Source organism: Paraburkholderia fungorum, from assembly GCF_046027605.1.
Taxonomy (GTDB): Bacteria; Pseudomonadota; Gammaproteobacteria; order Burkholderiales; family Burkholderiaceae; genus Paraburkholderia; species Paraburkholderia fungorum_F.
Genome location: NZ_JAQQEF010000010.1, coordinates 14,111 through 35,701, shown reverse-complemented (window position 1 = coordinate 35,701; position 21,591 = coordinate 14,111). Strand labels below are relative to the sequence as shown.

Annotated in this window: 19 protein-coding genes; 15 read left to right on the top strand and 4 right to left on the bottom strand. The window is 58.8% G+C overall.

All coding sequences use genetic code 11. The annotated features are described in order from the left end of the window. Nucleotides 1-3: 3 nt before the first annotated feature. Both PQR53_RS18005 and PQR53_RS18000 read right to left on the bottom strand, forming a co-directional pair. Nucleotides 4-771 carry a CoA-transferase subunit beta gene (locus PQR53_RS18005; RefSeq protein ID WP_408456357.1) on the bottom strand — a complete coding sequence of 256 codons (768 nt, stop codon included), beginning with the start codon at nucleotides 769-771 and terminating at the stop codon, nucleotides 4-6. Next, complete coding sequence (locus PQR53_RS18000; protein WP_408456354.1) at nucleotides 768-1,673, bottom strand: CoA transferase subunit A; 906 nt, start codon at nucleotides 1,671-1,673, stop codon at nucleotides 768-770. The genes PQR53_RS18005 and PQR53_RS18000 overlap by 4 nt, the downstream gene beginning before the upstream one ends. A gap of 87 nt (nucleotides 1,674-1,760) precedes the next feature. On the opposite strand from PQR53_RS18000, the gene dgcA reads away from it, so the two are divergent. After that, nucleotides 1,761-2,750, top strand: a complete 990-nt coding sequence (dgcA, locus tag PQR53_RS17995) for an N-acetyl-D-Glu racemase DgcA (RefSeq protein WP_408456351.1) — start codon at nucleotides 1,761-1,763, stop codon at nucleotides 2,748-2,750. 44 nt (nucleotides 2,751-2,794) lie between these two features. Here the strand turns inward: dgcA and PQR53_RS17990 are convergent, their stop codons facing one another. Next, nucleotides 2,795-3,535, bottom strand: coding sequence for an IclR family transcriptional regulator (locus PQR53_RS17990; protein WP_408456348.1), 741 nt, complete (start codon nucleotides 3,533-3,535; stop codon nucleotides 2,795-2,797). Between the two features lie 165 nt (nucleotides 3,536-3,700). On the opposite strand from PQR53_RS17990, the gene PQR53_RS17985 reads away from it, so the two are divergent. From PQR53_RS17985 to PQR53_RS17970, 4 genes are all read left to right on the top strand, one after another. After that, nucleotides 3,701-4,501: an SDR family NAD(P)-dependent oxidoreductase gene (locus tag PQR53_RS17985; protein WP_408456345.1), complete on the top strand. Its 801-nt coding sequence runs from the start codon at nucleotides 3,701-3,703 to the stop codon at nucleotides 4,499-4,501. 1 nt (nucleotide 4,502) lies between these two features. Then, nucleotides 4,503-5,954 carry an NAD-dependent succinate-semialdehyde dehydrogenase gene (locus PQR53_RS17980; RefSeq protein WP_408456342.1) on the top strand — a complete coding sequence of 484 codons (1,452 nt, stop codon included), beginning with the start codon at nucleotides 4,503-4,505 and terminating at the stop codon, nucleotides 5,952-5,954. Between the two features lie 9 nt (nucleotides 5,955-5,963). Further along, entirely contained in the window at nucleotides 5,964-6,908 is a 945-nt protein-coding gene (locus tag PQR53_RS17975; RefSeq protein WP_408456339.1) for a LysR family transcriptional regulator, read from the top strand. Nucleotides 6,909-7,007: 99 nt separating this feature from the next. Further along, nucleotides 7,008-8,015, top strand: a complete 1,008-nt coding sequence (locus tag PQR53_RS17970; RefSeq protein ID WP_408456336.1) for an alpha/beta hydrolase — start codon at nucleotides 7,008-7,010, stop codon at nucleotides 8,013-8,015. A 1,291-nt stretch (nucleotides 8,016-9,306) separates the two neighbouring features. Here the strand turns inward: PQR53_RS17970 and PQR53_RS17965 are convergent. Further along, a complete protein-coding gene (locus tag PQR53_RS17965) occupies nucleotides 9,307-10,959 on the bottom strand; it encodes a sigma-54 interaction domain-containing protein (RefSeq protein ID WP_408456334.1) in 1,653 nt (550 codons plus the stop codon). A gap of 238 nt (nucleotides 10,960-11,197) precedes the next feature. Here PQR53_RS17965 and PQR53_RS17960 point away from each other — a divergent pair, with 238 nt between their 5' ends. The 10 genes from PQR53_RS17960 to PQR53_RS17915 are packed head-to-tail and all read left to right on the top strand — an operon-like array spanning nucleotide 11,198 to nucleotide 21,326. Beyond that, nucleotides 11,198-12,427, top strand: a complete 1,230-nt coding sequence (locus PQR53_RS17960; RefSeq protein ID WP_408456332.1) for a CaiB/BaiF CoA transferase family protein — start codon at nucleotides 11,198-11,200, stop codon at nucleotides 12,425-12,427. Nucleotides 12,428-12,447: 20 nt separating this feature from the next. After that, nucleotides 12,448-13,227: an enoyl-CoA hydratase-related protein gene (locus PQR53_RS17955; protein ID WP_408456329.1), complete on the top strand. Its 780-nt coding sequence runs from the start codon at nucleotides 12,448-12,450 to the stop codon at nucleotides 13,225-13,227. A 33-nt stretch (nucleotides 13,228-13,260) separates the two neighbouring features. After that, nucleotides 13,261-14,928 carry a class I adenylate-forming enzyme family protein gene (locus tag PQR53_RS17950; protein WP_408456326.1) on the top strand — a complete coding sequence of 556 codons (1,668 nt, stop codon included), beginning with the start codon at nucleotides 13,261-13,263 and terminating at the stop codon, nucleotides 14,926-14,928. Between the two features lie 10 nt (nucleotides 14,929-14,938). Next, nucleotides 14,939-15,700: an enoyl-CoA hydratase/isomerase family protein gene (locus PQR53_RS17945; protein ID WP_408456323.1), complete on the top strand. Its 762-nt coding sequence runs from the start codon at nucleotides 14,939-14,941 to the stop codon at nucleotides 15,698-15,700. Between the two features lies 1 nt (nucleotide 15,701). Beyond that, nucleotides 15,702-16,448: an SDR family NAD(P)-dependent oxidoreductase gene (locus tag PQR53_RS17940; RefSeq protein WP_408456320.1), complete on the top strand. Its 747-nt coding sequence runs from the start codon at nucleotides 15,702-15,704 to the stop codon at nucleotides 16,446-16,448. Between the two features lie 42 nt (nucleotides 16,449-16,490). Continuing rightward, entirely contained in the window at nucleotides 16,491-17,657 is a 1,167-nt protein-coding gene (locus PQR53_RS17935) for an acyl-CoA dehydrogenase family protein (RefSeq protein ID WP_408456317.1), read from the top strand. A 9-nt stretch (nucleotides 17,658-17,666) separates the two neighbouring features. Continuing rightward, entirely contained in the window at nucleotides 17,667-18,542 is an 876-nt protein-coding gene (locus PQR53_RS17930) for a 3-hydroxyacyl-CoA dehydrogenase family protein (protein WP_408456314.1), read from the top strand. Then, nucleotides 18,539-19,198, top strand: coding sequence for a 3-hydroxyacyl-CoA dehydrogenase family protein (locus PQR53_RS17925; RefSeq protein ID WP_408456312.1), 660 nt, complete (start codon nucleotides 18,539-18,541; stop codon nucleotides 19,196-19,198). The genes PQR53_RS17930 and PQR53_RS17925 overlap by 4 nt, the downstream gene beginning before the upstream one ends. After that, nucleotides 19,195-20,340 (top strand): CaiB/BaiF CoA transferase family protein, encoded by a 1,146-nt coding sequence (locus PQR53_RS17920; protein ID WP_408456309.1) that lies wholly within the window; start codon nucleotides 19,195-19,197, stop codon nucleotides 20,338-20,340. The genes PQR53_RS17925 and PQR53_RS17920 overlap by 4 nt, the downstream gene beginning before the upstream one ends. After that, on the top strand, nucleotides 20,337-21,326 hold the full coding sequence (locus PQR53_RS17915; RefSeq protein WP_408456306.1) for an NADPH:quinone oxidoreductase family protein: 990 nt from the start codon (nucleotides 20,337-20,339) through the stop codon (nucleotides 21,324-21,326). Before PQR53_RS17920 ends, PQR53_RS17915 begins: the two co-directional genes overlap by 4 nt. The last annotated feature ends 265 nt before the right edge of the window (nucleotides 21,327-21,591 follow it).

The following is a 21,591-nucleotide window of genomic DNA, read 5'->3' as shown; positions in this document are numbered from 1 at the left end:
TGCTCAGGCCGACAGTTCTCCGCTGGGATCGACGAATCTGCGCAGCAGCGACAGTTCCTCTGATGTGGGCGCGTCCGTGCGAGGCCATGACGCCAGACGCAATGGAAAGCCTGTGTTCCTGACGACGTCATCGGGATCGACGCCCGGATGGATCGAGCGGACCTGCATGCACTTCTCCGTGTCGAATTCGAAGGTTACGAGCGGCGTGACGCACATGACCGGCCCTTCGGTCGTTATGCCGTGCCTTTCCCGGTCGCCGGGACCGTTCAGATGTCCGGCCGCCGTGAGGAATTCCACTTTCTCCACGAACGTCCGCGGCGTATGTGCCGCACTGAAGAGCAGGATGCGCTTCGACACGACGGCAAACGATGTATTCGCCAGGCCCGGCCCGCGAAACGTGGGACGTCCGTCTGTGCCATAACCCGTGCCGGTCAGATTGATGTTGCCTCGCCGGTCGATCTGGACACCGCCATAAAACATCACGTCGAGCCTGCCGTTTTCTGACATTTCGAAGAGGTCATATGCAGTCCCAACCGCTTCGGCGCCTTCTACCCACCGTCCATCAGATGCGGATTGATACAGTCTCGGTGGCGCCGGATTGACGACGCCCGCCGGCGTGATGAGCGTCAGGTCGGGCGCGTGCATTATTTGCGCGAGCAGACAAGCGGCGACCGGCACCAGCGAGCTGGCCCCTGTAACGGCGAGATCTTCGTTTCTCAACTCGCGGGCCAGCAGGACCGTCATCAACTCGTCGTTGCTGTAGCTATTCATCGCACCACCTCCGAAAGCGCAAGAATCCGCGTTGCGCCACCCACGCGCTCAACATAGCCTTCGAGCGACGCGGGTGCTTCGACGTACGGAGCAAGATAATCGCGATTCCACGTGTCGGCGTTCGCGCCCGCCTTGATGTACGACCGGATATGCGCTTCGTCGTGCACGTGGACGCCGTGACTGGAGCACGGATGCGCGCCAAACGGCGCCTCGACGACGGCGTCGACGAGATAACCGGGAATCGTGGTGCGATGCGGCTGCGCACGAATCGAATCGTTGTCTACGATCCGGTCGACGGTGACGATCACGTACTTCGACGCCTTCGCAAAGAGCGGGTCGCAAAACGGCGTGCCCAGGCTTCTCACGTTGCCGTACCTATCCGCTTCCTGCGCGTGCAGAATGCACACGTCCGGGCGCATCGCGACCGGCGCCACGACACCGTCCTGATTGCGCGGCGCGGCGGACGACCTGCAGATATCAGTGCCCTTCACGGACGTCACCGGGTGCGAGTCGAGATGCTCGACGGTCGCCATGAGACCGCCGAGGATCGTGGCCTCGTCGGCGTCGACGATGCGCACAGCGCCCTCCTGCGCCGCGCGCCGGAAATTCGGCGCGAAACCGAGATGCTCGAAGGAAACATACCCCACGGTCGCGTGCGACACGCAACCTGCGCCGATCAGCAGATCGACCGCATAGCTCGACGGCGGCGCGGCGACGATATGCAGATCGCGAATTTTACGCCGCGCAAGCTCTCTCACCGCCGCGCATGGATTGTTGTGAAACCACAAGCCCCCGAGAGCGACGAACTGCCCTGCCTTCACGCTCATCATGGCGTCGGCGAGGCTGGTCAGTTTGCTCCTCCGGGTCGGCTCGTCTGCATGCACTATCGAATCGATATTCATAAGATCAAACCATAATATGTTTTGTGAATCCATAATATGGTTCAATCTTGGCTGTGTCAAACTATTTTCTGAACGAGGGAGAGTGAGATGAAGCGCAGGACGATGGAACAGCAGCACTGCACCCTGCCGATTCGCGGTGTATTCCGTATTAGCCGCGGCTCGAAGACGATCGCCGAGTCGATCGTTGTCAGCATCAGGGAGGGCAATGCCGTGGGCAGCGGGGAGTGCGTGCCCTATGGCCGTTACGGCGAGAGTATCGAGAGCGTCGGCGCGCAGATCGAATCGGCGCGGCCGGCGATCGAGCAAGGGATCGACCTGCTGGCGTTACAGCAGCTATTGCCGCCCGGCTCGGCGCGCAACGCCATCGATTGCGCACTGTGGGACTTGCGCAGCCGCCTGAGCGGCCATACCGTAGCTGCGTCAGCTGGACTCGCCGCGCCGCTCCGGCCGGTGCTTACCGCATTTACGCTGAGCCTCGGGGAGCCGCGGGAGATGGCCGAGAAAGCGCGCGAATTCGCGCATTACCCGCTGTTGAAGCTGAAGCTCGGTGGCGACGGAGACCTCGAGCGCGTGCTCGCGGTGCGCGAGGCGGCGCCGCGAGCGCGGCTGATGGCGGACGCGAATGAGTCGTGGCGGCCCGAGCAGTTGGACACCTTCCTGCCGGAATTCGCGAGACTAGGCGTGGAGTTGCTGGAGCAGCCGCTGCCGGCAGGCGCCGACGAGGCTCTGCTGGGCTATGCGAGCCCGGTTCCGCTCGCGGCCGACGAATCGTGCCGCGATCTGCGGTCGGTGGACGACATCAGGAGGAAGTATGCATTCGCCAACATCAAGCTCGACAAGACGGGCGGATTGACCGAAGGTCTCGCACTGGCCGACGCGGCGCGCGCGGCCGGCATGAAAGTCATGGTCGGGTGCATGGTCGCGTCCTCGCTGTCGATGGCGCCCGGAATCGTGCTCGCGCAGGCGGCGGACGCCGTGCATCTCGACGGACCGCTGCTGCTCGCGCGCGACCACGATCCGGCGCTGCGTTATGAAGGCGCCATGCTCTATCCCGACGGGAACGTCTGGTCAATGTAGGCCGCGCCCGGAAGCACTCCATCTCCCCTTGGCGGCACAGGCGCTTACTCGAAATAGCTCAGCCGGCGGGAGATTTCCCGGCCCGCCCCGACCACGGCGTCGACAAGCTCGTCGACGCGCTTCGGATCACTCGCGCGCGACTTCAGCACGGGAATGCTCACTGCGGCGATGACTTGCCGCGTGTGATCGCGGATGGGCGCCGCGACCGCCCACACGTCCCGCTCCGTGAACTCGTCGTTGATCGCGTAGCCCTTTTCGCGCACGTCCACCAGCAGCTTCAGGAACGCCTTCGAGCTAGCGAGCCCCGCGACGTGCCCCGGACGCCATTGCGACGCCGTCGGCAGCATGCCCTCGACCTGATTCTCGGGCAGCCATGCGAGCAGGACCTGTCCTGAAGCGCGCCCGTCCCAGGGCGGCCGACGATAGCCGATCGGGCTAAAGATCTTGATCGTCTGATTCGTCACGCGGCGATCGACGAACACGACGTCGTTTTCGATGAGTACGGTCAGCTGGACGTTCTCGCCCGTCTTGTCGCGCAAATCGTCAAGCGGTTGGCTCGCTGCCGATATGAGGTCGTTGCCCTGCACCGCCACAGCCGCCAGCCGGACGATCTCGACAAAGGGGGAATACTTTCCGCTCCGCGGATCCTGCCTCACGAACCCTTTGCTCTCCAGCGCGTCGAGGATGCGCCGCACTGTGCTGGGCGCCAGATCGAGCCGCGTGGTGATCTCCGACATCGTCAACGAGGCTTCATCGGTCGAAAAGAGCTTGAGGACGTCGAGCATACGCTCTGCGGACCGCAACGTCTGACCAGTTGCGAGTTTAGGCACGTGTGTGTTCCTCCATCTTCGATAGCAAGTCGCGTCTCAATCTATGCAAGCACCATTTTATGGTATCTTTATCCATATAATGAATTTTCTCAGCGGGAAGTGGTCGATCAGGAGGGTCTCATGCGTTTGAGTAACAAGGTAGCAGTGGTGACCGGAGCGGCGTCGGGGATCGGCCGTGCCATCAGCCTGCGGCTGGCCGCCGAGGGCGCGACCGTGATCGCGACCGACCTGAATGCGGATGGCGGCGCAGGCGTCATTGAGGAAATCAGGAGCAAGGGAGGCACAGGCGCGTTCAGGACGCTCGATACCACTTCCGAAGAACAGTGGCGTGAAGTGGCAGCGTGGACGGTCGACCAGTACCGGACACCGGACATACTGGTAAATAACGCCGGAGTATATCTCATCCGCCCTCTCGCCCAGACGACCGTCGAGGAATGGGATCGCATGATGAACGTGAACGCCAAGGGCGTCTTTCTGGGCATGCGAGCGTTCGCACCGCTTATGGCGAAAGCACGCCGCGGGGCGATCGTCAACATGTCCTCGACCAACGCGCTCACCGGCATCGCCGGACGCACGGCATATGCCGCCAGCAAAGCGGCGGTGCGGATCATGAGCAGGACGGTCGCAATCGAATATGCCTATGACCAGGTGCGGGTCAACGCGGTGTTTCCGGGTTTCGTGCGTACGGCCATCGCCGAATATGGCGCGCAGAAAGCGGGGGCTACGGTAGACGACCTCGGCAGGATGGTCAGCCCGCTCGGCCGCATTGCCGAGCCAGAGGACGTCGCCAACACGGTGCTGTTCCTCGCCTCCGACGAAGCAGGCCACGTCACCGGTGCCGAGTTCGTCGTGGACGGCGGCCTCACCGCCAGCCCCAATAGCCCGGCGCACGTGAGCGCCCTGCAACTCGCGGAGGCGTGACATGACGCTGCCATCTCATACGACGCGCGATGTCGATCTCTTCATCGATGGCGCATGGACGAACGGCGCCGGCGACAAATGGCTAGATAACCACAATCCGGCGACCCTGGACGTCATCGGGCGCGTTGCTGTCGCCACCGAGGCCGATCTGGAGCGTGCGGCCCGCGCGGCCTCGCGCGCATTTACGACGTGGAGCCGCACACCGCCACTCGAACGCTCGAATATTCTGCGGCGCGCCGCAGCGCTCTTTCGCGACCGTGCCGAGGACATCAGCCGCGCGATGACCGTCGAACAGGGCAAGCCGCTCTCCGAATCGAGGCTCGAAGCCGAGCTCGCTGCGCAGATCATCGACTGGTTCGCCGAGGAAGGTAGGCGAACCTATGGCCGCATCGTTCCCAGCAGGCACCCCGATATTCAGCAGCACGTCATCCAGGTGCCTGTCGGTCCCGTGGCATCGTTCGCACCGTGGAATTTTCCACTCACGCAGGTCGCACGCAAAATTTCTGCGGCGCTCGCATCAGGTTGTTCGGTCATCATCAAGCCGCCCGAAGAAGCACCCGTGTGCACGTCGGAACTGGCAAGGTGCTTCGTCGACGCAGGCGTGCCACGGGGCGTCGTCAACGTCGTGTATGGCGTGCCGAGCGAGATTTCTTCGTATCTGATCCCGCATCCGGCTATCAAAAAGATTTCGTTCACGGGCTCGGTGCCGGTGGGCAAGCAGTTGGCGTCGCTCGCGGGCCTGCATATGAAGCGGACCACGATGGAACTCGGAGGACACGCTCCTGTGATCGTCACGGCGAGCGCCGATCTCGAGGGAGCGGCGAAATCGATTGTGCTTGCGAAGTACGCGAATTGCGGCCAAGTCTGCATCTCACCGACTCGCTTTCTGATCGACGATTCGGTGTACGACGAGTTCACCGCCGCATTCCTGGAACAGGTCAAAAGCATCAAGGTGGGCGACGGTTTGGCGCCGGACACAAAAATGGGACCACTCAATAATGAGCGGAGACTCGCGGCCATGCAGCGGCTTGTGACTGATGCAAGCGAACAAGGTGCGACCATCCTCGCGGGCGGCGAACGACTCGATGAACCTGGGTTCTTCTTCCAGCCCACCGTGATCGCAGATCTCAACAGGAATAGCGCCTTGATGAACGAGGAGCCGTTTGGGCCTATCGCGATCTTGTTGTCCTACCGCGATCTCGACGAAGCGATTGCGGAGTCAAACCGCCTCCCTTTCGGACTCGCCGCCTACGCATTCAGTGACTCGGCAAAAGACATCTCCCGCATTACAGCAGGCGTCGAAACCGGCATGCTCGGAATCAATCATACGGCGATTGCCTACGCGGAGACGCCTTTCGGCGGTGTCAAGGACAGCGGTTACGGTTCGGATGGCGGTCTGGAAGCATTGCGCGGCTACCTTCAGCCAGAACTTGTGACGATCGCCACGCATTGATCGCCCCCAATGAGAGCGCTGGAATTACGGCAACTTCGCTATTTTTCAATCCTTGCACGCGAGCTGCATTTCGGGCGGGCGGCTGATGTCGCCTATGTGACCCAGTCCGCCTTAAGTCAGCAGGTTGCAAAGCTGGAAGAACTCGTCGGCACTCCGCTATTTATCCGGAGTCCTCGCGGTGTCAAGCTGACGGCTGCCGGGGAGGCCCTCCGCGACGGTATCGAAAAAGTGCTCGGGCAGCTCGATATAGCACTCCGGGCAGCGCGCGAGGCTGGAAGCGCCCAGAACTTCACACTATCGATCGGACTGGTTGAGTACACCAACCTGCCCTTTATCCCGCCCGCACTGACCCGATTACAGGCGCTCTACCCCGACGTCAATATCGTTCGGCACGAGATGAACGCGGGGCGGCAGATGGCCGCGCTCCCGACGGACGAGATCGACGTAGGTTTTGGCGTACCTGTCGGGCAGGCAGAGCAAAAGGCGCACATAAGCGCCGAACGTCTGCTGGACTCCGGATGGAGTCTGCTGATGCGTCGCACTCATCGGTTCGCACAACGCAAGCGTCTGCGAATCGAGGAACTTGCGGGTGAGCGACTCATCGTCCCCGCGCGTGCCGTCAACGAACCGCTCTACGATTCGTTGCTCGCCCACTTCGCCGACGCTAACGTCAAGCCAAATATTGTCTACGAAACCACGCAATCCCAGGTCGGCATCGCCCTCGTGGATCAAGGGCTGGGCTCACTGCTCGGCGCAAGCTACGTCTTCGCCTCGGTGCCCGAATCGCTCTCGCATTCCCCGGTCGACGGCTTCGACCCGCTGGCCGTGCAGATCTTCTTCCGCGAGCATGAGCGTAGTCCTCTCGTGCTCGACTTCATCGAACTGGCCATCGAGGAAGCTCGTCGGACACAGGTGCGCCGCCTTGTACGCCGCGACGGCGGGCCGCCCGATTAGCGAAACTTATCGCGTACCCGACTACATCGAATTGGCCGGACGCACCGCGCGCTGCGACACTTCTCCCCGAGGTCGATAACGACCAGTCTAAGGAGAATCATGAAACCCTTGATCATTTTCACGCTGGGCTTCGCGGCAGCGGCCGCGTTCACCGCCAGCGGCGCAGAGGCGCAAAGCGCCCCGGTGTCGCGTAGCGACGGCATCGCTGCCGTCAACTCCATGCGTCAACAATCCCTGGTCGGTACACACGACTTCATCGACCGCCGGGCGGCCTTCGAAAAGCTGATGGCAAGATTCCCGGTTCCGGATGGCGTGACGATCCGCACGGTCGACGCGAACGGCGTGCCCGGCAAGTGGATCTCGCCGGTCAATCGCAATGCGTCCGGCGTACACAAGCGTGGTGTGATTCTGTATCTGCATGGCGGCGGCTTCTATAGCGGATCCAGCGACAGCCATCGTGTGCTCGCCGCCACGCTTGCGAAAGACGCTCAAGCCGACGTATTGCTGATCGACTACCGGCGCATGCCCGAAGCCGTCTATCCGGCCCAGATCGACGACGCTGTCACCAGCTACGAATGGCTGCTACAACAAGGCTATCCCGCCTCGAATATCGCACTTGCAGGCGAATCGGCCGGCGGCAACCTTGTGCTAGAACTGGCGTTGCGGCTGCGCGCGTCACACCGGCCGTTGCCGTCCTCTATGGTCGCGATGAGCCCCATTATGGACCTGACCGCGTCGGGCGAATCGACGCGAACTAACGCCGCTCGAGACCCGGTACTAACCCGCGACGGATTGCTAAACGTAACCCGCATTTACATGCATGGCGTCGATCCGCGCAGTCCCGACGCGTCGCCCTTGTTCGCCGACCTGCACGGGGTGCCGCCTCTGCTTCTGCAGGTCGGCGCAGGGGAAATCCTTCTCGACGACAGCCTGCGTATCGCGCGAGTCGCCGCCATGGACGACGTCGCAGTCTCGGTTGAAGTTTGGCCCGGCATGGTCCACCAGTGGCAACTCTTTCCGAGCCTCGTACCCGATGCCCGCCGTGCACTCAAAGATTCTGCCAGGTTCATCCGGACACACCTCGCAACCGCAGGAGAAGCGCGGTGAGCGTCGCCCATAGCAGCTTCGCGGGTCACAGCGCCGGCGTGCACCATCAGGGATTGGCCTTGGAATTCACCGCTACGCTGATCTCGGGAGGCTTTCCTTGTTGTCGCCCGCTACGGTATCGGCTCGGGCCTCAAAGCGCCCGATCTCGCCTTCCTGCGGTATCTGACATCCAGCTTGCTTATGCTGCCCTAGCTGTTGCGGCATTCTCCACACCGCCTCGCTGGCATGGGTTGGCGCAAGGGCATGTGCCTTGCCGCACTTGCCGGGCCTCTAGTTGTCGTCGTGAGCGCGAGTGGCTATTACTTCGCGCCACTGGCCCACGCAGCGGTAATCTAGCTCGGGATGTTGTCCCTGGTCAGGGTTCTGCTCGCAACTGTGATTCTCAGTGTGCGTCGGAGCACAACCCGCTTAACCGGCCTCGCTGTCGTGGTATTCGGGCTAGCTGTCACGGCCGCTCCCGGGTTGCTGCACGGCAGCTCGACAGTATGGGTTGGCGATACCCTGTTCGCTCTAGCCGGATCGATGTGGGCGCTCTTTTCAGTGCTACAGCGTCGCTTCCTGCCACCGCAGTCGTCTCTGTATCGTCGGGGGCTATCTATACTTGGTCTATTTTGCGTGGTGCGGATTGCATATGCTCACCACCACCAGACGTCCGCTATTTCCGCTAGCGCACCTGTTGTTGGAGATCGTTAATTTTGCTAGCGGTGCCCATTCGTGCGCTAATGCTGCCCATCAATTCTGCTAGCGCAGGCGGCCGGTGGCCCGAAACAAGCATTTTTCGCGGTAACGGATGATTGCCCGATGCGCGGCGTCGAAGTGATTTGATAGCCGGAATACGGACGCAGGCACCGTTTCCGGGAGCCTGTGGTGTACGTTACAGAATCCAGCTGTCGGAGCAAGCCACTCGCGGTTCCGGCGAGGAGCCGAGATATCCGCATCATTCAGTACGAGACATCTGAAGCAGTAAGGCATGCAGCGACGGTGAGTGAGCCGTCTCGCTGAATTCTCCAACTCGAAACGTACTGCCAAAACCAGCGCCACAAACCAAAACACGACTTTTCAACAGAATCGGTCGATCTCGGTCCTTCGAGCCCTGGAACGGGCGGCTGCAACCCCTCAGTTCTCGCATGTTTAGATATGGGAGGTGGCTTGCGGCGATAACGCGGGTTATCGAGGGCAGCCATCGATGTTGCGATTGTCCGGTCGTGAAAACCTCGCGCTGTGATTCTTCCCCGCCTATACGGCCGAGTCTGAATGCAATGGTGCGAAGGCAATTTGCAATTTCCGATGTTCAATGCGTATCGAGCTCTTTCAATCGCTTGTAAAGATACGAACGAGACATGCCGAGCACTTCTGCAACCCGTTTCTTGTTTCCGTTGTGCTGCGCCAGTGCCTCCTTGATCAGATCCAGTTCTACTTTCTCCTTGGCTACGCGGATACCTGCTTTGCTGAGCGGTGAATCAGTCGAAAGATGTGGGTAGCCGGAAGGCTCGAGGTCAGACTCAACTGACGATTGTTCGAAATTCTCCACATCAAGGAAGGCATTGTCAGAAAATATTGCGGCGCGCTCAATGGCATGCTGCAATTGCCGGATGTTTCCCGGCCAGGAACGCTCCTGAAGGTGGCGTATCACTTCCGGGTTTAATATCTTTTTCTCCATCCGATGGCGCGTGGCGAAGTCAGTGAGAAATTTCTCGGCCAGCAAAGGGATGTCATCAAGCCGCTCTCTCAACGGCGGAAGACGAAGAGTCACCGCGCTGATCCGATAGAACAGGTCGAGCCGAAAGCTATTCGCTTTGATCATGGTGTCGAAGTTGCGATTGCTGGCGGAAATAAGGCGAAAATCGGAGCGCTTGGGACGGTCACCCCCCAGGCGTTCGAATGTTCCATCCTGCAACACCCGCAATAGCTTGACCTGCATTTCGAGAGGCATATCGCCGATCTCGTCGAGAAAAAGGCTCCCGGTGTCGGCCTGTTCGAACTTACCTTTGCGTCCCTTCTTATCTGCGCCCGTAAATGCGCCACCTTCGTAGCCGAAGAGTTCGCTCTCGACCAGATTGGCCGGCATTGCTGCGGCGTTGACGAGAACAAGCGGTTTGTCGCTGCGTCCGCTCAGAAGGTGTATCGCGTGCGCGACCAGTTCCTTGCCTGTTCCGCTTTCGCCAACGAGTAGCACAGGCACGTCAAGCGGTGCCACACGCACGATATCGTCTTTCAGACGCCGCACCTGATCGCTATTTCCAACGATCTGGTCAAGCCCGTATGCGCGGTTGCGTATGCCTGACAGTTCGCGCTTATAGAAGGCAAGCTCCTGGCGCACCCGAGCGAGTTCGACGCTGAGTTGTTCAATTGCCTCCGGTCCTTTGAACATCACCTGCCCGATCGCGCCAACGCAATTCCGCTCGCGGTCAAAGATAGGGGTACGGGTGACGACCCGCGTAATCCCGTTCATCTCCTGCACCTGTCCAATCTCGCGTTTTCCAGACTTCGCGACCTCTGGAAGCCGAGTATTCTCGATTACCTCTGTAACAGGCCTTCCGGTCCCCTCTCCATGGCGTAAGCCGAAGAACCGCTCGTGTATTGGGCTGATGTAGCGCAGCGTCCCGTCCTTGTCGACAACGGTGATGGCCTCGTAGGGGTTGGTCACGAAGTGGCGCAGAATTTCGTCTGAGAAATCCACGCTAGCGATGAATTCGGCGAGTTCGTCGCCCTGCGCCCCTTGGAAAAGGAGGAAGCAGGCGCCTTGAGCGGTGCTGACTGTTGCTACCGTCAGCGGTTGCTCTGATTCGTCGAGAGCGAACAGGCGTTTTAGTGGTGTCGCCGCTCGCCGACGCCAGATCGCGGTGACGGCATCGATCACGGATGTATCGCTTCCGAGCCCGGCAGCAAATCTCACCTGGCCGGCCATGTCCATCACAAGCACGCCGTTTGTCGGCGATCCCATGTCTCCTCCGTCTGAGTGTCTTCTGTCCACGCAAGTGTAGTCGAATACACTAATTATTGTCCTGTGTCCTCGGTGGTGGACACTTTTGCGAACGAAAGAGTTGGGCGCTTTCAGCGAACCTTAGCTCGAACGATGACGCAAACCCTTTGCTGGCATGGGTTTCAGCTTGATGGGGCATTTGAATTCAGCAGCTTGGCACGGTTGTCGCATATAGGGAGCAAACGACTGAGACACCGCAATGAGCCCACTCGACACACTTCCGACCGCGAACGCGACCACTGGACTCGAACTGCTGAAGGGAGTCCGGATTTTAGATCTCACTACTTCCATCGCTGGACCTTACGGTACCCAGTTGCTTGCGGACCTGGGGGCTGAAGTAACGAAAGTTGAGCGCGTCGGCGCTGGCGATGATACCCGCGCATGGGGCCCTCCCTTTCTTGACGGCGAATCCCTCTGGTTCCTCAGTATCAATCGGAACAAGGAGAGTTTGACGCTCGATATCAAACAGCCGGAGGGTCGCAGTATTCTTGCCGGCCTTCTCGAGTCGACCGATGTTCTTGTAGTGAACGTGGTTCAGGACGTTCAGCGGAGACTCGGATTGGACTTCGCGTCTTTGCAGACCCGCTATCCGTCGCTGATCCACGTCGCGCTGACGGGTTTCGGATCGCAGGGATCCAAGGCGAATTTACCGTGCTACGACCTCATTGCGGAAGGGTATTCAGGTGTGATGGATCTGACCGGTGAGAAAGAATGCGGTCCTCAAAAAGTCGGCACGCCGGCCGCCGACTTGCTCGCCGGACAGGACGTCGCGCTGGCGACTCTGGCGGCGCTGTACGAGCGGCAACGAACGGGGCGCGGCAAGAGCATCGATGTTTCGATGGTTTCGAGCATGGTCCGATTCATGGCGCCACGAGTTGTTCCCTACCTGGGCTCGGGTGAACGTGTTACGCGGTCCGGTGGCCGAGATTCGGTCATTGCTATTTACCAGGTATTTGAAACTGCAGACGAGCCGATCACGCTCGGGCTGGGTAACGATGCAATTTGGCATCGTTTCTGGACGGCAGTGGGTCAGCCGGAATATGGTGCTACCGCTTCGCTGGCAACGAACGCGAACCGGCGCGCCAGGCGTGCGGATATTGTGGTTGCAATTCAGTCTCTACTTGTGAGTCGCAAGAGCGAGTACTGGCTAGCTTTATTCAACGAGAACCGGATCCCTGCAGGCCCCATTAACCGTGTGGACCAGGTCGTACGAGACAGTCATCTGCTATCTGAAGGGCTGTTTTATTCGGTCGAAGGGGCCGCAGGGAAAGTGCCGCAAGTTGGTCTCGGAATTCGCTTTGATGGCAAGAGCGACGTGCATCGCCGCGCGCCCCCGGTTTTAGGCGCGGACACCGAACGGGTGTTGCGCGAACGACTGGGTATGTCCGAAGCCTGCATTGCAGGGCTTAGAGAACGTCAAATCATTTGAGCATCAGAAAGGAGACAGTCATGGAATTCGAAGAGATCCTGTATCAGGAAGATGGTCCGATCGGCACAATTACCCTCAACCGTCCGCATGACGGAAACATGTTCACCGAGAAGATGTGTCACGAGATTCGAGACTGCATCGAACTCATCCGTCGAGAAACGCGCACACGGGTCATCGTCATCACGGGGGCAGGCGACAAATTCTTTTGCACTGGAGGCCGGAAGGACGGCATGGAAGACTCACTGCTCTACGCAGGCGTGCTCCCAACGCTGGAAATGTACGAGAGCATCGATCGCCTGCAGAAACCTGTTATCGCCTCCGTGAACGGTTTTGCCGTCGGCGGCGGAAACGTGCTGCAGGTCGTATGCGACCTTACCATCGCCAAGGAAAGTGCCGTCTTCAGGCAAGTCGGGCCAATGGTCGGCAGTTTCGATGCCGGTTACGGCACGTGGTACCTGGAGGATCTGGTCGGCAAGAAGCGTGCGAAAGACATCTGGTATCGAAACCCCAAGATCAGCTCACGAGAGGCGCTTGAGATGGGTCTGATCAACATGGTGGTACCGGATAGCGAACTGAACGATGCGACGCGATCCTATGCCCTCGAAATTGCACAGCGCGGTTCGCTCGCGCTCGCTTCAATCAAGTCCGCTTTCAACGCGCGTCACGGCGGTGTGAGCGGTTTGTCCCGCATGTCGCATGACATTCTGCTGCGCGGCTACCTTGAGTCCGACGAGCACGCTGAACTCGCATCGGCGTTTTCTGAGCGTCGTGAGCCGGACGCATCCAAGTTTGGTCATTGACCGCGCCTGTTCATCGACTTTCGGACGGACGTCATGCAAAACATATTGACGCTTCACAATCCCCAGAGGGCGCGGGAATACTATCTGACCGGCGTCTGGCAGCAGGAGACGCTCTACACGCTCGCACGTCGTCACGCCCGCGAGCAATCTTCGGCTTACGCGCTGCGGGACGCGACTCGACGGCTTACGTGGCGGGAGGTCACTGAGTGGGCCGATAGCGTCGCCGAAACGCTGCATCGGGGCGGTCTGCGATCGGGTGACCGCGTGGGTGTATGGCTTCCCAACGTAATCGAGACGGTTATTGTCTTTCTTGCATGCTCAAGAAATGGTTACGTCTGCGCACCGTCGTTGCATCAGAACTATACGGTAGAGGAAATAGCGATTCTGCTCGAGCGTATCCAGTGCAAGGCGCTCTTTGCGGAGCGGGACTACGGTGCGAATGGCCACGAGCAATCCATCTTCGACCGGACCAGATCGATCGCCGGGCTCCTCATGGTCTTTGATCGTCAGGCGGATCCCAATATTTCCGATGAACTCGCCTTCCCCGAAAGCACTCCTCCGGCGGTGCTGCACGCTCCGGATCTGGATGCGGACAAGATCGTATATCTCGCGTTTACATCTGGGACTACGGGCGTCCCCAAAGGCGTTATGCACAGTGACAACACGCTTCTCGCGAATGGTCGTGCGCTGGCGGCGGATTGGGCGCACTCCAGCAGTACGAGACTGCTGTCGCTAAGCCCGATGAGTCACCACATCGCGACAGTGGCAATTGAGCAGATGTTAGTAGCCGGTCTCGAGCTGATTATGAGTGATCCATCGAAAGGCGCCGCAGGCCTCGACTGGATAGTCGAAACCGAAGCGGATTACGTGATGGGGGTTCCTACTCATGCAATGGACGTTCTCGCTGACCTTAAAAAAAGAGGCCTCGCGAGGCTTGGAAACGTTAAGACCTTTTATATGGCGGGTTCAGCCATTCCGCGCGATGTTGCGCAGCGTTTCATGAGTTTGGGCGTTACTCCACAGAATGTATACGGTATGACGGAGAACGGATCACATAACTACACGCGGCCGAGTGACACCGCTGACACGATCGTTTCTACCTGTGGTCGTCCCTGCAACGGATACGAGATCAAACTCTGGAAGCAGGACGACATCGACGTCGAAGCAGAACCAGGTGAGATCGGGGAAATCGGCGGCCGGGGCGCCGTACTGATGCTTGGTTATTTCAATAATCAGGCTGCGACTGAAACGTCCTTTAATCGGCACGGCTGGTTCATGAGCGGCGATCTGGGGGTCCTGACCGAGGACGGATGTCTGCAGATCGTTGGCCGCAAGAAGGACCTGATCATCCGGGGAGGCCACAACATCTTTCCGGCGGGAATCGAGGAACTCGCGATGCGTCACGCTGACACTGAGCGTGCGGCTGCATTCCCGGTCTACGACGAGCGACTTGGGGAAAAGGTCTGTCTCGCCATCGTTGCCAAGCCGGGCACTTTTGTGAGCGCTGAATCGATGCTGGAGCATCTTGCGGCCGCGGGTTTGTCCAAATACGACATGCCAGAGTATTTCGCCTCCCTCGATGTGTTCCCACTCACTGCGAGCGGGAAAATCCTGAAGCGCGAGCTCGTGGATCTGGTAAGAGGCGGCGGACTTACCCCGCAGGCGGTACGGTACCGCGCGAAGACAACGGCAGGAGGTTGAAGTGTCAGTCATGCTTGATATCAACGACGGAATCGCCGTGGTGCGTCTAAACCGGCCCGATGCACTCAATGCGCTGAGCTTTACCGTTCTCAATGAGCTCTCGGATGTTTTCGATCAGGTTGGTCACTCCAAGGCAAGAGCGCTGGTTGTAACGGGAAGCGGCAGTAAGGCTTTCTGCGCAGGTGCAGACATCAAGGAGCTGATGGATCGAGACCTGATCGCCCAGCGTGATGGCGCCGTTTTGGGGCAAGCCACCTTTCTGAAGCTGGACAAGTTGCCGGTTCCGTCGGTCGCAGTTATCAACGGCTATGCATTCGGTGGTGGCCTTGAGCTCGCTATGGCCTGCACTTTCAGGGTTGCCATGCCCAACGCCAGGATGGGCTTGCCGGAGATAAAACTCGGGCTCATTCCGGGCTATGGTGGTACGCAACGGTTGCCGAGGCTGGTAGGTCAGGCCCGCGCACTCGAAATGGTGATGTCCGGCAAGACAATTGACGCAACGGAAGCAGAGCGGATTGGCTTGGTCAACCGGATTGTCGAAGGGGACGATCCTGTGGCAATCGGTCGCGAATTCGCGTCGCAGTTTACGGGTTACAGCCGATGCGTATCGCTGTTTGCGAAAGAGGCAGTACAACGCGCTGCCGAGGTCAATCTGGAAGAGGGCCTCAGGGTCGAGGCGGACCTGTCGACACTGGCATACCAGACTGCGGACGCCGCAGAAGGAATGAACGCATTCGTCGAAAAACGCAAACCAGTTTTCAAGGATGAGTAACATGAAACAAGGCTGCATCGTCGTTACCGGCGCAAGCAGAGGGATTGGCGCGGCAATCGCCGAAGCGCTGGCTCGCGACGGCTTTGTCATCGGATGTCTCTCCCGCTCAGGTGCACTTCCGAGCCGGGACATCTCTGAGCCCGAAATTCGTGCGCGCTTCATAACTGCCGGATGCGATGTGACGAGTTACGAGTCAGTCAAGCAGGCGATCGCGGAAGTGATGCATCAAACCGGATTGCCTCTGATTGGTCTGGTCAACAACGCGGGCCTACATCTGGATGGAGATGCGGAATCCCAGCCGATCGACGAGTTCGAGAAGGTCATGACGGCGAATGCTACTTCCGTATTCATGACCAGTCAGATTGCTTATCCGTACCTCAAAGAAAACGGTAGTGGAACCATCGTCAATATCGGATCGTTCTTTGACAAGCTTGGCGTCAAGCGCAATTCCGCCTACTGCGCGTCGAAGGCCGCTGTCGGTGCCATCTCGCGCTGTCTTGCTGTGGAATGGGCAAACCAGGGAATACGCGTTCACAACGTTGCGCCGGGTTACATCGCGACGGACCTGAACAAGGAGTCACTCCTGAACGGGCCACTTAGTCGGTTCCTCGCGAAGCGCATTCCTACTGGAGCGCCCGGCGACTCTGATGACGTCGCGCAATTGGTAAGGTTGCTCTTCACCGTCTCCGGAGGGTTCATGACTGGCGAGACGCTGTACCTGGACGGTGGTCAGGGAATGGCGCTTTAGGCAGCCATGAATTGGAACTGAAGTATCAAGGCGATATCAATAATGAATGTACTCGAAAGACTGGATGCAAGCGTCATTCTATCTGACGAAGAAAGAATGATCGTCGATAGCGTAAGGGCGCTGGCACGGGAGCAGATTGCGCCGAGAGCGGCAGAGTATGACCGGTCGGGAGCGTTTCCTTGGGACAACGTCAGGGCGATCAACGAGCTGGGTTTGAATGCGATGTTCATCCCGGAAGAATATGGCGGTGCACGGCTTTCGTTTACCTGCTACGCCGCATGCGTACGAGAGATCTCGGCGGCCTGCGCGTCAACGGGCATCATATGGGCAACCAACTTTCATGCCATCAAGCCAGTCGTGGAGTATGGGAGCGATGAACAGAAGAGCAGATTTCTGCCGCGAATCGCCGAAGGTGCTCTGGCGTCTCTCGCGATCACCGAGAATGGAGCAGGCTCCGACGCGACAGGTATGCGTACGACCTTTACGCCCGACGGCGACGATATCGTCATCAATGGGAGCAAGGTCTTTATCACCAACGGCGACGTTGCGGACTTGTATCTGCTTTTCGGCAAGTGGTCTGAAATCGACAACGGGAAGGATGCCATTTCCGTACTCGTCCTGGAAAAAGGAACTACGGGTCTCTCTGTCACCGGAACTGAACACAAGATGGGTACACGTGCATCAAGCACGGCGTCTCTCTCGTTCGACAACTGTCGTGTGCCACGAGCCAATCTGATCGGCCAGCCCGGCGATGGGCTTCGAATCCTTTTCGGATCGTTGAACAGATCACGTCCCAGTGTCGCTGCGCACGCGTTGGGCATCGCGCGTGCAGCCTTCGAAGACTCGGCGGCGTACATCAATGAACGGAAGCAGTCCGGTCGAAAGATCATCGATTTTCAAGGTATCCAGTTCATGCTCGCAGACATGGCGGCAGAGTTGGTGCTGTGCGAATCGCTGTTGTGGCAAGTCGCGAGCAGAGTGGATAGCGGAGAAACTGACTTCGGTATTGAGGCATCAATCCTCAAGATGCGCGCGTCAGATGCCGCTATGCGAATCTCGACCGACGCTGTGCAACTCCTTGGCGGTTATGGCTACTGCTCGGATTATCGCGTGGAGCGGCTAATGCGTGATGCCAAGATTACTCAAATCTGGGAGGGCACTAACCAGATTCATCGCCAGCTCATCGGTCGAAGCTTCATCGCAAAATAGGAGACGCAAATGACATCAATAAAAACTGTTGCCGTCGCGGGCGCCGGCACAATGGGTGCGGGCATTGCAATTGTCGCCGCGCGGGCCGGCTTCAAGACCTGGGTCTATGACACGCGAGAAGACGCGCTCGAACGCGCACGTGCGCAAACGAAGGCTTTCCTCGAGAAATCCGCGCAGCGCGGCAAGATCTCCGCGGACTCGATCCCTGAAATTATGGAGCGCTGGCAAGGCACTACGAAGCTGGAGGATCTTAAGGTCTGTGACCTGGTCATCGAGGCGGTGTTCGAGGACCTCCAGGTAAAGCATGATCTGTTTTCGCGATTGGATAAGGTCTGCCCACCTCATACACTCTTTGCGTCGAACACCTCGACGATTTCGATCACTGAGATCGCAGGCGGTTCGGGCCGGCCTGACCGGTTCGTCGGTATGCATTTTTGCCTGCCCGCGCAGCTGATGAAATTGATTGAAATGTCCGCTGGGCTCGCCACTAGCGACGACACGTTCGAGGAAGCCTGGCGTTTTGCACAAGCCATGGGTCAAACGCCAGTACGGACCCAGGATACCCCGGGATTCATTCTCAATTATTTCCTCATCCCATTTAACAACGATGCTATCCGGCTCGTCGAGCAGGGTGTTGCGGAGCCGGCTGATATCGACCTTGCAATCAAAACGGCATTGGGATACCCGATGGGACCACTTGAGTTGCTTGATCTGATCGGTATGGATACCCAGCGGCTGCTGTGTGCCGCGATGTACGGCCTGACCAATGAACCTCGTGCAGCGTGTCCGCCCTTGGTGCGTCGCATGATCGCGGCCGGACGGCTGGGCAAGAAATCGGGCCAGGGATTTCATTCCTATGGTGATACGAGGATGTTTGGAGCATGACGATGAGCTACCGAGTGATTAAATCAGGCGAAAGCCGCTCCTTCCCGTCGTCCCACCCTTTTCTTGAGAATGGAAGTGGTGGTCAGGCGATGGTGTTTGTCGGTGACGCTGCGGGCGCAGCGTTTATCGAGGCGGGAGAAGCAGCTCTTGACGTGCCGTTCGTCGCTATCGAGCTGGGCACGGAATGCCTCGGGCAACACACCGGTGAAGACTCCGGGAAGGAAGGTTCAAATGTGGTGGGCTTTGCTCGATTCCGCCTGGGTGACGCAGATCCGAGCAACCTGATCGAACTGGTTCGGCAGCCTGCGACAGATCCCGAAGCCATCGCCCTTGCCAAAGCGGCATTTGAGGCCGCGGGATTTCGCGTAGCGGTCTGCGGCGACTTCCCCGGACGCATCGTTGACCGACTGGTTCGTCCTTACTACAACGCCGCTTTGCGTCGACTCGACGAGAAGCTTGCCACGGCCGATGATCTGGACAAGACGCTGCGCCTTGGGCTTGGATACCCGGAAGGTCCCATTGCGTTGCTTAACCGGACGGGACTGCATCATCATTGCGCCGTCACAACAGCGCTGTATATGGCGCTTGGAGATTCGGCTTACGCGCCAGCGCGTCGGGCACAGGTGGCAAATCAGCGCGCCTCAGGAGCCGAATGATGAAAAGTCAGCCCCTGACTGGCGTGAAGGTGGTGGATTTCAGCACACTCTTGCCCGGTCCTATGTGCACGTTGCTGCTCGCCGAAGCGGGCGCGGAGGTCATCAAGGTTGAGAAGCCTGGCGTTGGCGACGACATGCGCTCTTACACCCCCAAGTCCGGTGATGACAGTGTCAATTTTGGCTTGCTTAACCGCGGAAAGCGATCCGTTGCTGTTGACCTGAAATCCGACACAGGTGTGAAATCGGTAATCTCGCTTGTTGCCGAAGCCGATATTGTGGTTGAGCAATTTCGGCCGGGCGTCATGAAAAGGTTGGGGCTGGGTTTCGAGACACTCAGAGAAGTCAACCCAAGGCTTATTTACTGTTCAATTACTGGCTATGGTCAGACTGGGCCCAAAGCAAACCGTGCCGCTCACGATCTGAACTACATGGCTGAAAGCGGTTTGCTAGGCTTGTCCCGTGGCAATGATGGCGCCCCGGTCCTTCCGCAAGTGCTGGTAGCCGACATCGCCGGCGGAGCGTATCCGGCGATGATGAACATTCTTCTCGCATTGCGTCAGCGCGATATCGACGGAAGGGGGCGGCATCTCGATGTGTCGATGTCGGACAATCTTTTTACGTTCGCTTATTGGGGCCTGGGCCAGGGTCTGACCGGAAATGGTTGGCCGCGTCCCGCGGGCGAACTCGTGACTGGCGGAACGGCGCGGTATCAGATCTATGAAGCGGGCGACGGTCAATATCTCGCCGCCGCGCCGCTCGAAGAAAAATTCTGGCGCAATTTTGTAAGTGCGATAGGTCTGCCTGAACTTGCCGCAGCAGAGGGCACGGAAGACGGAGTCAAAGAGAAAATCGCAACCGTCATTCGGCAGCAACCGGCAAATTTCTGGCTTGAGAAGTTCGCTGACATGGACACTTGCGTTGCACGTGTCGTTGATCTGAACGACGCGGCAGCGGATCCGCATTTTGAACATCGCGGGATCTTCGCGAAGAACGTGAAGCTGTCCGGAGGGGCGTCGATATCCGCTCTGCCTGTCCCAGTAGATCAACAGTTCCGCTCGCAGGAACAGACGATCGACGCGCCACGGTTGGACCAGCATCCCGTGTTCTTTCGACCCGAAGGGCAACGGGGTGCTGCCGAATGAAAGCCTTGATTGTTCGAAAATTCGGAGAGCCGGGAGAGACCGAGTTTGGTGACATCCCGGATCCGCTGGTCGGCGAGCACTCCGTGCTGCTGGACGTTCGATCAGCGGCTATTAACTATCCGGACCTCCTTGTCATCCGTGGTCGCTACCAGAACCTGCCGCCGTTACCATTTGCGCCCGGAAAGGACGCAGCTGGTGTCGTGCGTCAGGTGGGATCGGCGGTGCGCACTTTCAAGCCCGGTGACAGAGTCGTGGCCCACATGGAATACGGTGCATATGCGTCATGCGCGGCAGTTCCCGTGGGCAATTGTGTAACGTTGCCGCCATCCATTTCCTTTGATGATGCCGTTGCGATCGGCTTGCCATTTCAGACGGCCTTCTTTGCTCTGTGCGAGCGCGGCAGATTTGCTCCCGGTGATACGGTCCTGGTCACCGGCGCCAGCGGCGCAGTAGGTGCGGCCGCCTTGCAGTTGGTGCGCGCTCTTGGCGGAATTGCGATAGCTGCAGTCAACCGTCCCGAGCAGGCTGAGCAAGCCTTTATAGACGGAGCTTCGCACGTTGTTGACCTCTCAATGCCTGATATCCGGGAAAGTCTGCGGAAGCAGGTGCAAGATGCTATGGATGGGCGGGGAGCCGATATCGTGCTGGATGCGCTCGGTGGACACGTGTTCGGCGCCGCCCTTCGGGCCCTCACATGGGGCGGCAGGGCAGTGGTAATAGGGTTTGCTTCAGGTGAAATCCCCCAGATCAAGGTCAACTATCTCCTTGTAAAAAACATAGAGGTGTCGGGTGTCCAATGGAGTGACTATCGGGATCGTCAGCCGCAACGCGTGAGCGAAGTGCAGCACAAACTGCACGAGCTTTTCGAGGCCGGTAAAATAAACGCTCGCGTCGCTCTCAAGGTGCGGGTTGAAAACGCCACTCAGGCGCTAAGCGAAGTGGACAGGCGAGCTATCGCCGGTAGGGTCATCCTTACCTTCAAATAGTAGCTAGATAACGTAGATCACAAAATAAACTAGCACGACGAAATTAGACATCCTAATAACAAGACGCCAGGCAAAGTTTATTTATTGAGGGCGACGGTAGTCATCGGTTGAAGGGTGGGTCCGAAGAGAAATTAACTAGAAGAACGTCAGGAGACACGAAATGAAAACACAACATTGGTTTGGTATGAGCGCTGCCTTTAGAGCCACGATGACTTGTTCACTCGCAGCGGCAACAAGCATCTGTCAGGCATCCGATGCAGCGAAG